Genomic DNA, 13,671 nt, shown 5'->3' with positions numbered 1-13,671 from the left:
ATCGGCCACCTGATGCTCGATCCGACCAAGCGATACCAAGGCCAACTCCACCTCGCGGCCTAGAATGTGTCCCGCATGTATGTAGACATATCTGTGCCACATGTATGTAGACAGCACAGAGTCCCTAGACTCCTAAAAGACTCACGAGGGTGACAAGGCTGCGGTCGCCATCTGGCGCAGGATCCGTCGCGCCTGGGTGGGGGTCGCGGGGTTCGCGCTGTGGGGCGTGGAGTTGATGAGGCCGAAGGTGGCGTGGGCTTTCACTCGGGCGTCGGATTCGGAGAGGGTGTCGTCGGTCTGCTGCAGCACCCGGACCCACACCTCGACGTATTGCCGCTGCGACTTGCGGACCTGTCGTCTTGCGGGGGTGGGCAGGTTCTCGAAGTCGCGATCCTGAATGCGAATGAGGTTGGGCTCGCCGAAGGCGAAGTCGAGGTGGAACTCGATCAGCCCTTCGATGGCCTCGCTGGGTGAATCGGCTTGCGCTACAACGGCAGTGCCACCGTCGAACAATCGCTGACTGACGCCGACGAGTAGTTCGACCAGCACCGCGTCTTTATTGGGGAAGTGTCGATATACCGCCGGACCGCTGATGCCAGCCGCCGCGCCGAGGTCTTCCAGTCGAACACCGAGGAAGCCGCGCTCGGCGATGAGGCGTGCAGCCTCCTCCAGCAGGCGGCTGCGACGGTCTGCCTTCATCTGTTCGCGACGGGTCGGGGCGACTTCTGCGCTCATGTTCGGACCCTTCCCTGGACAACTCAGTTAATGAAGGTTATCTTAGATCTCAGTTATTGACCATTAACCCAACACGGCGAAAGTGGCAGCATGGCTGTGAGTACTCACCGGGCACATCACGAAGCCTTGGTAGCGGAGTTACGCAGCAAACTCGCTGCGGCAGCGCTCGGCGGTCCCGAGCGCTCGCGAGAGCGGCACGTCAGCCGCGGCAAACTCCTGCCGCGCGACCGCGTCAACACGTTGCTCGATCCGGGCAGCCCCTTCCTCGAGCTGTCGCCCCTTGCGGCGAACGGTCTCTACAACGACGAGTCGCCTGGTGCCGGCGTCATTGCAGGCATCGGCCGGGTGTCCGGGCGCGAGTGCTTGATCATCGCCAACGACGCGACCGTCAAGGGCGGCACCTACTATCCGATGTCGGTCAAGAAGCACCTTCGCGGTCAGGAGATCGCGCTGCAGAACAATCTGCCGTGCATCTACCTGGTCGACTCCGGCGGCGCGTTCTTGCCGAAGCAGGACGAGGTGTTCCCCGATCGTGAACACTTCGGCCGAATCTTCTACAACCAGGCGAACTTGAGCGCCAAGGGTATTCCGCAAATCGCGGCCGTCATGGGTTCCTGCACGGCCGGTGGTGCATACGTCCCCGCGATGAGCGACGAAGCGATCATCGTGCGCAATCAGGGCACGATCTTTCTCGGCGGACCGCCGTTGGTGAAGGCCGCGACCGGCGAAGTCGTCACGGCCGAAGAACTCGGCGGTGGTGACCTGCACTCCAAGATCTCCGGTGTCACAGACCATCTCGCAGAAGACGATCAGGACGCGCTGCGTATAGTCCGGCGCATTGTGTCGACCTTCGGACCGCGCACCGAACGACCGTGGGACGTAATCCCGTCCGTCGAACCGCTGGCTCCCGCTGACGAGCTCTACGACGTCGTCCCGACCGACCCGCGCATGCCATACGACGTGCACGACGTCATCGACAGACTGGTCGACGGGTCCGAATTCCATGAATTCAAAGCCGAATACGGCAAGACCCTCGTCACCGGATTTGCGCGACTGCACGGCCATCCTGTCGGAATCATTGCGAACAACGGCATTCTGTTCAGCGAATCTGCCATGAAGGGAGCGCATTTCATCGAATTGTGCGACAAGCGTTCCATCCCTTTGATTTTCCTGCAGAACATCATGGGCTTCATGGTCGGTCGCGATTACGAGGCAGGCGGCATCGCCAAGAACGGCGCCAAGATGGTGACCGCGGTTGCATGCGCTCGCGTCCCGAAGTTGACGGTGATCATCGGCGGGTCGTATGGAGCCGGTAACTATTCGATGTGTGGTCGCGCGTATTCGCCGCGGTTCCTGTGGATGTGGCCGAACGCCCGAATCTCGGTGATGGGTGGCGAGCAGGCGGCATCGGTGCTGTCGACAGTTCGTACCGGCACCGACGAAGAGGAGTTCAAGGCGTCGATCCGCGAACAGTACGAAACGCAAGGCAATCCGTACTACTCGACCGCACGGCTCTGGGACGACGGCGTTATCGACCCCGCCGATACCAGAACTGTTCTTGGACTGGCACTTTCGGTGTGCGCGCAGGCGCCTATCGAGCCGGTCTCCTACGGCGTCTTCAGGATGTGAGTGAGATGTCTTTCGATACAGTGCTGGTCGCCAACCGCGGCGAAATTGCGGTCCGCGTCATCAGGACGTTGCGTGCCATGGGCATCCGCTCGGTCGCGGTGTACAGCGAGCCCGACGCGGGTGCGCGTCATGTCGCCGAAGCCGATACCGCGATCCTGCTCGGACCGGCTCAGGCACGAGCGAGCTACCTCGACATCGACAAGGTGGTCGCCGCTGCACAGCGTTCGGGCGCACAGGCTGTGCATCCAGGCTACGGATTCCTTTCGGAGAATCCGAAATTCGCCGCAGCGTTGGCCGAGGCGGGCATCGCGTTCATCGGTCCGTCGACTCGCGCGATCGAGGTGATGGGCGACAAGATCACGGCGAAGAATGCTGTCGTCGAGTTCGGTGTTCCCGTCGTTCCCGGCATCGCCCGGCCCGGCCTGACGGACGAAGAATTGATCAGTGCTGCAGCCGAGGTCGGTTATCCGGTGCTCGTGAAGCCGTCAGCAGGCGGCGGCGGGAAAGGTATGCGGCTCGTCGAGGAGCCGGCGAAGCTTGCCGAAGCGTTGGCGAGTGCACGCCGTGAGGCAGCGTCGGCCTTCGGTGACGACACTCTCTTTCTCGAACGATTCGTGTTGCGGCCCAGGCACATCGAGGTCCAGGTTCTTGCTGACGAGCACGGCAACATCATCCATCTCGGCGAGCGCGAGTGCAGTCTGCAGCGCCGCCATCAGAAGGTGATCGAGGAAGCTCCGTCGCCGTTGCTCGACGAGGCGACGCGGGCGCGAATCGGCGAAGCCGCATGCAACACGGCGCGAAGCGTGGACTACACCGGTGCAGGCACAGTCGAATTCATCGTGTCGGCGGACCGGCCGGACGAGTTCTTCTTCATGGAGATGAATACCCGGCTCCAGGTCGAGCACCCCGTGACCGAGTTGGTCACCGGCGTCGACCTCGTCGAATGGCAGGTTCGGATCGCGGCAGGGGAGAAGCTGTCGATCAGCCAGGCCGACGTCACCATGACCGGCCACGCGATCGAAACCCGCGTCTACGCGGAAGATCCGTCCCGTGGCTTCCTGCCGACCGGAGGCGTGGTCGTCGACCTCGTCGAGCCGAGCGGTCCGGGGGTTCGTGTCGACTCCGGTCTGCGACGCGGGACCGTCGTCGGCAGCGACTACGACCCGATGCTGGCCAAGGTCATCGCCCACGCCGACGATCGCGCCGGTGCCCTCCGCAAGCTCGACCGCGCCCTGGCACAGACCGCTGTGCTCGGCGTCGTCACCAACATCGAGTTCGCTCGGTTCCTGCTTGCCGATCCCGATGTTGTTGCGGGCAAACTCGATACGGGCCTGCTGGACCGTCGAGTCGACGAATTCACTGCCGCCGACCCGGCCGAAGACGCCTTCGTCGCTGCCGGCGTCTACCGCTGGCTCACCGGATGGCCGAGCGAAAACGCCGATCTGTGGGCAGTTCCAACTGGCTGGCGGATCGGCGACGCCGCACCGACGAGCTTCCGGCTCTCGACGCCGTTGCGGACCGATCACGTACGCATTACCGGCACGCCCACCGCCGCGCGAGTTGCCGTCGAGGACGGCGAATCCCGTTCGTTGACAGCTGAACTCGACGGTTCACGGCTCTCGGTCACCATCGACGGACTGCGCAGCGACTACTTGGTGGCTGCCCAGGACGGCAACATCTGGCTCGCCGGCATCGACGGGACCGCGATGGTCCGCGAGGTGCAGGAAGTCAGTGTTCGTGCTGGTGAAGAGCACGCCGGCGAAGCGGTGATCACCAGCCCGATGCCGGGAGCGGTGATCGCGGTGAACGTTGCCGACGGTGCGGAAGTGACTGCGGGAACTCCGCTCGTCGTCGTCGAGGCCATGAAGATGGAACACGCGCTGACCTCACCCATCGACGGAACTGTCGAAATTCTCGTGAAACCGGCCGACCAGGTGAAGGTCGACCAGATCCTCGCTCGCATCACACCGAAAGAAGATTCCAAATGACCGACACCTTGTCGACGGGCGAACTGCCCGACGAGTACCTGCAGCTTGCCAAGTCCGTGCGCGACTTCGCCCAGACGGTCGTCGCACCCGTTGCGGCCGAACACGATGCCAATCACACCTTCCCCTACAAAGTGGTCGAAGGTATGGCGGAGATGGGCCTGTTCGGTCTGCCGTTCCCCGAGGAATACGGCGGCATGGGCGGCGACTACTTCGCACTGTGCCTCGCCTTGGAAGAACTCGGCAAGGTCGACCAGAGCGTCGCGGTGACCTTGGAAGCCGGTGTCTCCCTCGGCGCGATGCCGGTGTACCGGTTCGGCAACGAAGCGCAGAAGCAGGAATGGCTGCCGCTGCTCGCGAGCGGAAAAGCGTTGGGGGCCTTCGGTCTTACCGAAGCCGGTGGCGGCAGCGACGCAGGAGCGACCCGCACGACCGCCAAGCTCGACAGTGGTGAATGGATCATCAACGGCAACAAGCAGTTCATCACCAACTCGGGCACCGACATCACCCGCTTGGTCACCGCCACCGCGGTAACCGGGACCAAAGATGATGGGCACAAAGAAATCTCGGCCATCCTCATTCCCACCGACACACCTGGTTTCACCGCCGAACCGGCGTACAACAAGGTCGGCTGGAATGCGTCCGACACCCACCCGTTGACGTTCCAGGACGTGCGCGTTCCCGAGGAAAATCTGCTCGGCGAGCGCGGCCGCGGCTACGCGAACTTCCTGCGGATCCTCGATGAAGGCCGCATCGCCATCGCGGCATTGAGCGTCGGCGCCGCCCAAGGATGCGTCGACGAGAGCATCAAGTACTCGAAGGAGCGGGAAGCCTTCGGCCGGCCGATCGGCCGCAACCAAGCGATCGCCTTCAAAATCGCACGGATGGAGGTCCGAGCACACGTCGCCCGGACCGCGTACTACGACGCGGCCGCCCGCATGCTGGCCGGCAAGCCGTTCAAGAAGCAGGCGTCGATCGCGAAGATCGTTGCCAGCGAAGCCGCGATGGACAACGCGCGCGACGCCACCCAGATCTTCGGCGGATACGGATTCATGAACGAATACCCCGTCGCGCGCCACTATCGTGACAGCAAGATCCTCGAGCTGGGTGAAGGGACGACCGAGGTGCAGTTGATGCTGATCGCGCGCGAGGCGGGACTGTAATGCGCCATGTAGTGCAACGCGGCCTGTGGTTCGAGGAATTCGAAACCGACGTCGTCTACAAGCATCGCCCAGGGCGCACGATCACCGAGGCCGACAACGTCTTCTTCACGACGCTCACCATGAACAATCAGGCGATCCATCTGGACGCCGCGTTCAGTGAGCAGCAGCCGCCGTTCAACAAGGTCCTGGTGAACTCGATGTTCACCCTCGCGACCTTGGTCGGGCAGTCGGTCGCCCACATCACCCACGGCACCATCGTCGCCAACCTCGGTTTCTCCGAGATCGCCTTTCCCAAGCCGCTTTTCCACGGCGACACGTTGTACGGCGAGACGGTTGTGACGGAGAAACGGGAATCGAAGAGCCGCCCCGGCGAAGGCATCGTGACGTTCCTGCACACTGGTCGAAACCAGCACGGCGACGTCGTCGCCACCGCAGTCCGCAAGACCCTGGTTCGGAAGGCACCGACATCGTGACATGGACCCCTCCTGGTCCGGCCTGGCTGTTCTGCCCGGCCGACCGTCCGGAGCGCTTTTCGAAAGCGGCCGCAGCGGCCGATGTGGTGATTCTCGATCTCGAAGACGGAGTTGCCGCGACCGACAAGGATGCCGCGCGCCGAAACATCGTCGAGCATCCGCTCGACCCCGAGCGCACCGTGGTCCGGGTGAACGCGATGGGGACCCCCGCGCACGCCGACGATCTCGCGGCGTTGCTCGAAACGAAGTATCCGCGGGTCATGCTCGCGAAATGTGAATCAGCAGAACAGGTCCGCTCGCTCGCTCCGCGAGACGTGATCGCGCTCATCGAATCGCCGCGCGGTGCACTCGCGGTCAACGAGATCACCCATGCCGCGAACTGCGTCGGCGTCATGTGGGGTGCCGAAGATCTGGTCGCGGGCCTCGGCGGCAACAGCAGCCGAGGCGATGATGGGCTCTATCGACATGTGGCCCAACATGTCCGGTCGACGTCGCTGCTTGCAGCCAAGGCGAACGACCGCTTTGCCCTCGACTCGGTGTACATCGACATCAAAGATCTCGACGGCCTACGGACCGAGTCGCTCGACGCCGTCGCCGTCGGCTTCGATGCCAAGGTCGCGATCCACCCGACCCAGGTCGACGTGATCAGGCAGGCCTACGCGCCGTCGGACAGCGAAGCGGACTGGGCCCGCAGGGTTTTGCAGGCAGCGGAGACCGAACGCGGAGTATTCGCGTTCGAAGGAAAAATGGTGGATGCGCCCGTGCTGCGCCACGCCGAGCAGATCGTGCGGCGGGCACGATGACCGCGCAACCGCAGTGGACGCCGTCGGACGAGGACATTCGCAAGGCGCGCATCACGGCGTTCGCCGAGTTCGTCGGTCCGCGCGCGGGGGAGTCGTTCGGCGACTATGCCTCGTTGTGGGAATGGTCGGTGGCCCACATCGACGAATTCTGGACCGCACTGTGGGACTACTTCGACATCCTGTCGCCCGATCCGGGCCCCGCACTCGAGTCCGCGGTGATGCCCGGTGCGAAGTGGTTCCCCGACGCGCGACTCAACTACGTCGACCAGGTCTTCCGGAACGTCACAGCCGATAGCCCGGCCATCGTTTACGCGCAGGAAGACGGCGACGACGTCGAGGTGTCGTGGGCGCAGTTGCAGCGCCAGACCGCGGCGCTGGCACGCACGCTTGCCGAACTCGGAGTGGTCGCCGGCGATCGCGTCGTGGGGTACCTGCCGAACATTCCGGAGGCCGTCGTAGCCTTCCTCGCCACCGCGAGTCTTGGTGCGATCTGGAGCGCGTGCGGTCAGGACTACAGCGCGCCCGCGGCACTCGATCGCCTCGGTCAGCTGGACCCCAAAGTGCTTGTCACCGCGGATGGTTATCGCTTCAACGGCAAGCAGCAGCACCGCACCGACGCAGTAGAACAATTGCGAACCGGGCTATCGTCGCTGGTCGCAACCGTGCTCGTCTCGCGGCTCGGCGAGCCGGTCGACGGCACCGTTGCTTGGGAATCGGCGACCGACGGCGACTACGAACTGACGACCGTGCCGGTGCCGTTCGATCATCCGTTGTGGGTGGTCTTCTCCTCCGGCACAACGGGTTTGCCCAAGGGCATCATGCACGGCCACGGTGGGGTGGTCCTCGAACATCTGAAGTCGATCGCCTTCCACATGGACCTCTCCGCGAAGGATCGCTTCTTCTGGTACACCAGTCCGAGCTGGATGATGTGGAACTTCGAGGTCGCCGGATTGCTCGTGGGCTCGACCATTGTCTGCTACGACGGCAGCCCGACCTATCCCACGCCGGATGCGTTGTGGCAGCTCGCTTCCCGGCTGAAGGCAACGGTCCTCGGCACAAGTCCGGGGTATGTGCTGGCATGTTCGAAGGCGGGCGCGGTACCGCGGACCGACCACGATCTCAGCGCGCTGCGGACGGTCGGAATCACCGGTTCGACGTTGCCGACGTCGTCGTCGATGTGGTTGCGAGACAACGTCGGCGAGCAGGTTCCAGTTGCGTCGATCAGTGGCGGAACCGACGTCGTATCTGCGTTCATGGGCGCGGTCCCGACCGTTCCCGTATGGCCGGGTGAGCTGTCGGCACCGTATCTCGGGGTAGCGCTGGACGCGTACGACGAAGAGGGCCTGCCGGTGCGCGGCGAGGTCGGCGAGTTGGTGATCACGAAGCCGATGCCGTCGATGCCGGTGCGATTCTGGAACGATCCGGACGGTCATCGCTATCACGATGCGTACTTCGACACGTATCCCGGTGTGTGGCGTCATGGCGACTGGATCACGATCACCGACCACGGGGCCATCGCGGTGCACGGCCGGTCGGATTCGACGCTGAACCGCAACGGCATTCGCATGGGCAGCGCGGATATCTATCAAGCTGTGGAGAAGCTGCCCGAAATCGTCGAGTCGTTGGTGATCGGTGCCGAGCAGCCGGACGGCGGGTATTGGATGCCGCTGTTCGTCGTGCTGGTCGACGGCGTCGAACTCGACGACGCGCTGATCGGGCGGATCAAATCTGCGGTTCGTGAGGAGGCTTCACCGCGCCACGTGCCGGACGAGGTCATCGTCGCACCCGCGATTCCGCATACGCGAACGGGCAAGAAGCTCGAAGTCCCCATCAAACGGCTGTTCCAAGGTGCGGACGCCGCGAGGATCGTCGAGCGGAGTGCCGTCGACGTGCCCGAGTTGCTCGATTGGTACGCGGCGGTCGGGGCTCAGCGCAGTACAGCCCGCCAGTGAGCCAAGTTGATGCGCGTCATGGACGTGTGGGGATGCGAATCGCCGACGTCGCGGATCAAGTCGCCGAGTAAGCGTTCGTACTCCTCGACGGCACCTATTACGTCGCCACCGCGCGCCCGCCACTGAGCAAGGTCGCCGCGGGTTCGCCGCGTCGAGGCATGGTTGTTGCCGAGGATGCGAACGTGGTCGCGCAGCAGACCTTCGTATGCGGCGACAGCGGAAGCGATGTCGCCACGGCTAGCCCGCCAGTAGGCGAGGTTGCTTCGCGTCGCGAGAGTGTCGGGATGATCGGCGCCAAGGACGCGAACCTGGTCGACGAGCAATTCTTCGTAACGGTCGACCGCGCCGTCGATGTCACCGTTGTTCGCCAGGCGCGACGCTAATGTGCGTCGCACGGCCAGGGATTCGGGATGGTCCGGCGCAAGGGTTGCCGGCTGATCGAGCGTCGTATCGGCATCGCTGTCGTCGTCGGACGTTGTGTTGGCCAGTACCGGCTGTGGTGCGGGTGCCGATGGTGGGGGACTCGGCTTGCGTGAGCGAGGGCGAGCTACCCGCGCCAGTGCTGCGAACGCCTTTCTGCGGGTCGGCGAGGAGTCCGCGATCGGCGATGTCGATTTGCTCGCCATGGGTGCACCTACCTAATCAAGTGAGTGTGTATCAGACGCCTTTGCGGGCGTCCGGTCGAATATATGACGTGATGGGCGATGCTTCGTCCGCGAATCGCCGAGTAACAAACTCCTTGCCGGTTTCTGTTAGGGGATCTGATAGGGCGTAAGTTCCGGCGCATGTACACGCTGGCTGGCGACGGCATTATTGCGGCACAACTGGGTATCGAACTGTTTCGATCTTGAACGGCCCGGCATGCAAACGTACAGGTCCGGGGATTGCATCGACATCCGAGGACCCCGACGAAGAGGGTGACGGTATGAACAGGAGTTGGACGGCGTGACAATCCATTTCATCGGCGCCGGGCCGGGCGCGGCGGACCTGTTGACGTTGCGCGCGGTACATCTGCTCGGTGCGAGCCCGGTCTGCCTGTACGCGGGGACCTATATCGACGGCGCAGTGTTGGCGCATTGCCCCGACGGCGTCGTGCTCGTGGACACCCAACACCTCGATCTGGATCAGATCACCGCTCACCTCGTGGAGGCGCACGAAGCCGGTCGGGATGTCGCGCGGCTGTGTTCGGGTGATCCGTCGATCTACTCGGCCCTCGCGGAACAGACGAGGCGACTCGACGCAGCCGGGGTGCCGTGGGATGTGACGCCCGGCGTGCCGGCGTATGCGGCGGCAGCGGCGGTCCTGGGTGCCGAGTTGACGGTCCCTGAGTTGACGCAGTCCGTCGTGCTCACGCGAGCGCAGGCGCGGTCGACGGCAATGCCGGAGACCGAGGCGCTCGCGAACTTCGCCCGCACCCGAGCGACGCTGGTGCTGCACCTCGCGATCACGCGGATCCGCGAGCTCGCTACGGAGCTGGTTGCCGACTACGGCATCGACTGTCCGGTCGCAGTCGTCTATCGCGCGAGCCAGCGCGGTGAGCTAGTGCTCCGCGGCACCCTCGCCGATATTGCCGATCAGGTCGAACGCGCGCAGCTTCGGCAGGCTGCGGTGATCTTGGTCGGTCGGCCGCTGGCGCCTGAGCGGGTAGGCGAGTCCCATTTGTACGATTCGTGCCGAGATCGCCAAGAATTTTCTGGATTCCCTGCGAATAACCTGCAAGGGTCAAGTGGTGACTTCACCTCCGGATAGTTCCCCGCCTACGTTGGACCCGAATTCGGACAAGCTCGATGCTGACGTCTTGAAGATCGCGGGTGTCGTCGTTCTCGCGGCGATTATGTCGATCCTCGACGTAACCGTTGTGAGCGTTGCCATTCCAACGTTCGAGCACGTCTTCGAAACCACTTATGCCTTGGCCGCGTGGTCGATGACCGGTTACACGCTGGCGTTGGCCACCGTGATCCCGCTGACCGGCTGGGCCGCCGATCGCTTCGGGACAAAGCGGCTGTTCATCACCGCGCTCGTCCTGTTCGTCGCGGGCTCGGTGCTGTGTAGCTTCGCCTGGGACATCACGTCCCTTATCGGGTTCCGAGTGCTGCAAGGACTCGGCGGCGGAATGCTGATGCCGCTCGGCATGACGATCATGACCCACGCGGCTGGTCCGCAACGGATCGGTCGAGTGATGGCGGTCCTCGGCGTGCCGATGTTGCTCGGTCCGATCAGTGGACCGATTCTCGGTGGCTGGCTGATCGAGAGCGCGAGCTGGCACTGGATCTTCTTGATCAACATCCCGATCGGCGCGATCGCGCTCATCGCCGCGGTGTTCATCCTTCCGTCCGACAAGCCGTCCCCCTCGGAATCGTTCGACTTCCTCGGGATGCTGTTGCTGTCACCAGGTTTGGCTCTGTTCTTGTTCGGTGTCTCGTCGACGCCGAATACCGGAACCGTCGCGTCGGCGCGCGTGCTCATTCCGGCCATCACCGGCACTGTGCTGGTGATCGCATTCGTCTTCCATGCGTTCCGCACGACTCACCCGCTGATCGACCTACATCTGTTCAAGAACCGCGACCTCACGATTGCGGTCGTCTCGATGTTGCTGTTCGCGATCGCGTTCTTCGGCGCCGGAATTCTGATCCCGAGCTACTTCCTGCAGGTCCGTGGTGAATCGACGCTGCACGCGGGTCTGTTGCTTGCCCCACAGGGCTTGGGCGCCATGATCACGATGCCGATCGCAGGCCGACTCGTGGACAAGATCGGTCCGGGGAAGATCGTGCTGTTCGGCATTACGTTGCTCGCGATCGGTATGGCCGCATTCACCCAAGTGAGCCTGGATACGCCGATCCTGTTCCTCATCGGCGCGTTGTTCGTGATGGGCCTCGGCATGGGTTGCACGATGATGCCGATCATGACCGCCGCGCTGGCGACGCTGACGCACCAGCAGGTTGCGCGTGGATCGACGTTGATGAACATCGTCAACCAGATCGCGGGTTCCATCGGTACGGCGACGATGTCGGTCGTGCTGACGACGTTGATCAAGCAGAACGCGTTCTCCGGTCCGGCGATCGCGTCGCAGAGCGATCCGTCTATCGCCGAGAAGCTGCCGCCAGGCGCGGTCGAAGAAGGCCTACGTCACGCGGGAGACTCGTTCGGCAACACCTTCATCGTGGCGCTGGTGCTGATCGTTCTCACGCTCATCCCGGCGTCTCTGTTGCCGCGTCGTAAGCGCCCGGCTTCGGATGTCGACGCCGCCGCTGTCCCGCAGGTCGTCGTGCACTGACGTCGTGCGTTCGGGGGCGAATCACGCCACGCGGTGCCGCGGCTGGGCGGCAGTGGCCAGCGCTTTGATCATTTCCGACGCGACGACAGCGTGGCCGGACATCGCGAAGTGGACGAGGTCGGCGCTGAGCAAATCTGTGCGCAACCGCAGCGGGTGTTCCCAGAGGTCGAGCAGGATCGCGTCGTAGTCCTGAGCCAGTTCGCGAACGATTTCGTTGAGTGTGTGGATCCGCGAACGCATGGGGCCCATGGTCGGACCGATGAAGGCATCGGCGAATGCCACGGTGCTGATCTGGGCCCCTTGTTTGGCCACTGTGCGGAACAGGTGGTCCAGATTGTGGGCGAGCGCTTCGATGTCGGGATCGGATTGCCACAAGTCGTTCGCGCCGCAGGTGATGTGGACGAGGTCTGGGCCGAAGTCGATGACCTGGTCGAGTTGATGGCGGATCACGCTTCTCGTCGCCGCGCCCATTCGCCCGGTATTGAGGTACTCGAGGTCGGGTTGTCCGACGCGGAGTGCAGCGGCAACTCGGTCCGCCCACGGGCTCGTCGCGTAGCCGGGGGACGGGTCGCCGATGCCCTCGGCGACGCTGTCGCCCATGACGGCGAACCGGCGCCACGGTGCGCCCTGCAGCAGTCGCGCTGCCTCCGCGTTGTCGATGACAAGCGGATCGTTCGCCTCGGTGTGGATGTGGGACATGATCGCTCCTCGGTCGTGTGACTTCGTGGAACGGTGCGTCGTTGCACCGATCGCAAACTAACCGTACGATCGATCGTATAGTTACGCAAGTGGGAAGATGACCAGGTGACCGAGACGACAACGACGGACCAGCGCTTGATCAAGGGCGCCCGCACGAGGCAGACGATCGCTCGTCACGCTGCGGACGTCGCGTCGGTCGAAGGCCTCACCGGACTGAGCATCGGCAGGCTCGCGACTGATCTGGGCCTCAGCAAGAGCGGTGTGGCGACGTTGTTCGGCACGAAGGAACGCTTGCAGGTCGCGGCCGTCGAAGCGGCGCGCGAAGTGTTCATGGACAATGTCGTTCGCCCGAGTCGAAATGCCCCCCATGGGCTCGCCCGCCTTCGCAGCTTGGTCGACGGCTGGCTGCGGTATGCGTCCGAGCCGGTGTTTCCCGGCGGTTGCTTCCGGGTCGCGACGACGGCGGAATTCGACAGCAGGCCGGGGCCCGTACGTGACGCAATCGTCAAGGACCGAGCGGACTGGCTCGCGCTACTGGCTTATGAGATCGAGTGTGCGAACAAGGCGGGCGAGCTGGCCGTTGCGGACGCGAGAACCGTTGCTTTCCACATAGATGCGGTGCTGTGCGCGACGAATACTGCGATGCAACTGGGCGAAGCGGACGCTCGAAGAACTGCCCGCCAGATCATCGATGGACTCCTTCCGGACTCGCGTCAGGTGGGTTGACGTCGGATGACGGCCCGTGTCGTACCGGGGCTGTAGATTGGTCCAGTGCGCAATCACCCCTGTCCCGAGCCCTCGACACAGTTGTCGGTGATGTCTGTTGGTGTCGTCCACCTCGGCCGGGCGTGAACGCGCTGATGAGATGACGAACTGGTCGGTTGGCCAAGACGCGGCATGATGTAACGGGACGCAACAGATAGACGTATAGACCACAGTGGACTATTAGCGGATTGAT

General features: G+C 63.7%; 12 protein-coding genes. 9 read left to right on the top strand and 3 right to left on the bottom strand.

Going from position 1 to position 13,671, the window contains the following annotated elements:
• Positions 1-141: 141 nt before the first annotated feature.
• Positions 142-735, bottom strand: coding sequence for an SACE_7040 family transcriptional regulator (locus tag FGL95_RS15140; RefSeq protein ID WP_169588132.1), 594 nt, complete (start codon positions 733-735; stop codon positions 142-144).
• Positions 736-825: 90 nt separating this feature from the next.
• Between FGL95_RS15140 and FGL95_RS15135 the strand changes: the two genes are divergently transcribed.
• From FGL95_RS15135 to FGL95_RS15110, 6 genes are read left to right on the top strand one after another with little or no spacing between them, the layout of a single operon-like run.
• Positions 826-2,364, top strand: a complete 1,539-nt coding sequence (locus tag FGL95_RS15135) for a carboxyl transferase domain-containing protein (protein ID WP_169588130.1) — start codon at positions 826-828, stop codon at positions 2,362-2,364.
• Between the two features lie 5 nt (positions 2,365-2,369).
• Positions 2,370-4,352, top strand: a complete 1,983-nt coding sequence (locus FGL95_RS15130) for an acetyl-CoA carboxylase biotin carboxylase subunit (RefSeq protein ID WP_169588128.1) — start codon at positions 2,370-2,372, stop codon at positions 4,350-4,352.
• Positions 4,349-5,512, top strand: a complete 1,164-nt coding sequence (locus FGL95_RS15125) for an acyl-CoA dehydrogenase family protein (RefSeq protein ID WP_169588126.1) — start codon at positions 4,349-4,351, stop codon at positions 5,510-5,512. Before FGL95_RS15130 ends, FGL95_RS15125 begins: the two co-directional genes overlap by 4 nt.
• Positions 5,512-5,985: a MaoC family dehydratase gene (locus FGL95_RS15120; RefSeq protein WP_169588124.1), complete on the top strand. Its 474-nt coding sequence runs from the start codon at positions 5,512-5,514 to the stop codon at positions 5,983-5,985. The genes FGL95_RS15125 and FGL95_RS15120 overlap by 1 nt, the downstream gene beginning before the upstream one ends.
• A complete protein-coding gene (locus FGL95_RS15115) occupies positions 5,982-6,788 on the top strand; it encodes an aldolase/citrate lyase family protein (RefSeq protein ID WP_169588122.1) in 807 nt (268 codons plus the stop codon). The genes FGL95_RS15120 and FGL95_RS15115 overlap by 4 nt, the downstream gene beginning before the upstream one ends.
• A complete protein-coding gene (locus tag FGL95_RS15110) occupies positions 6,785-8,740 on the top strand; it encodes an acetoacetate--CoA ligase (protein ID WP_169588120.1) in 1,956 nt (651 codons plus the stop codon). Before FGL95_RS15115 ends, FGL95_RS15110 begins: the two co-directional genes overlap by 4 nt.
• Here the strand turns inward: FGL95_RS15110 and FGL95_RS15105 are convergent.
• On the bottom strand, positions 8,716-9,366 hold the full coding sequence (locus tag FGL95_RS15105) for a tetratricopeptide repeat protein (RefSeq protein ID WP_169588118.1): 651 nt from the start codon (positions 9,364-9,366) through the stop codon (positions 8,716-8,718). The two genes, FGL95_RS15110 and FGL95_RS15105, sit on opposite strands and share 25 nt — an antisense overlap.
• A gap of 319 nt (positions 9,367-9,685) precedes the next feature.
• Between FGL95_RS15105 and cobM the strand changes: the two genes are divergently transcribed.
• Both cobM and FGL95_RS15095 read left to right on the top strand, forming a co-directional pair.
• Entirely contained in the window at positions 9,686-10,489 is an 804-nt protein-coding gene (gene cobM / locus FGL95_RS15100; protein ID WP_169588116.1) for a precorrin-4 C(11)-methyltransferase, read from the top strand.
• Positions 10,470-12,014 carry a DHA2 family efflux MFS transporter permease subunit gene (locus FGL95_RS15095; RefSeq protein ID WP_169588114.1) on the top strand — a complete coding sequence of 515 codons (1,545 nt, stop codon included), beginning with the start codon at positions 10,470-10,472 and terminating at the stop codon, positions 12,012-12,014. The genes cobM and FGL95_RS15095 overlap by 20 nt, the downstream gene beginning before the upstream one ends.
• Before the next feature lie 21 nt (positions 12,015-12,035).
• Here FGL95_RS15095 and FGL95_RS15090 read toward each other — a convergent pair whose 3' ends face one another.
• The gene (locus FGL95_RS15090) at positions 12,036-12,713 is read right to left on the bottom strand and encodes an SGNH/GDSL hydrolase family protein (protein ID WP_169588112.1); all 678 of its coding nucleotides are present in this window, start codon (positions 12,711-12,713) and stop codon (positions 12,036-12,038) included.
• Positions 12,714-12,818: 105 nt separating this feature from the next.
• Between FGL95_RS15090 and FGL95_RS15085 the strand changes: the two genes are divergently transcribed.
• A complete protein-coding gene (locus tag FGL95_RS15085) occupies positions 12,819-13,439 on the top strand; it encodes a TetR family transcriptional regulator C-terminal domain-containing protein (RefSeq protein WP_169588110.1) in 621 nt (206 codons plus the stop codon).
• The last annotated feature ends 232 nt before the right edge of the window (positions 13,440-13,671 follow it).

The sequence above is a fragment of the Antrihabitans stalactiti genome (genome assembly GCF_012932915.1).
Lineage (GTDB): Bacteria > Actinomycetota > Actinomycetes > Mycobacteriales > Mycobacteriaceae > Antrihabitans > Antrihabitans stalactiti.
Note: the sequence above shows the minus strand (reverse complement) of the source record. Positions and strands in the feature narration are given on the sequence as shown.

Excerpts from the sequence above, each read along its gene's own strand:
- FGL95_RS15135 (WP_169588130.1), top strand. The coding sequence starts at position 826 with ATGGCTGTGAGTACTCACCGGGCACATCACGAAGCCTTGGTAGCGGAG.
- FGL95_RS15090 (WP_169588112.1), bottom strand. The coding sequence starts at position 12,713 with ATGTCCCACATCCACACCGAGGCGAACGATCCGCTTGTCATCGACAAC.
- FGL95_RS15140 (WP_169588132.1), bottom strand. The coding sequence starts at position 735 with ATGAGCGCAGAAGTCGCCCCGACCCGTCGCGAACAGATGAAGGCAGAC.
- FGL95_RS15105 (WP_169588118.1), bottom strand. The coding sequence starts at position 9,366 with ATGGCGAGCAAATCGACATCGCCGATCGCGGACTCCTCGCCGACCCGC.
- FGL95_RS15125 (WP_169588126.1), top strand. The coding sequence starts at position 4,349 with ATGACCGACACCTTGTCGACGGGCGAACTGCCCGACGAGTACCTGCAG.
- FGL95_RS15120 (WP_169588124.1), top strand. The coding sequence starts at position 5,512 with ATGCGCCATGTAGTGCAACGCGGCCTGTGGTTCGAGGAATTCGAAACC.
- FGL95_RS15110 (WP_169588120.1), top strand. The coding sequence starts at position 6,785 with ATGACCGCGCAACCGCAGTGGACGCCGTCGGACGAGGACATTCGCAAG.
- FGL95_RS15130 (WP_169588128.1), top strand. The coding sequence starts at position 2,370 with ATGTCTTTCGATACAGTGCTGGTCGCCAACCGCGGCGAAATTGCGGTC.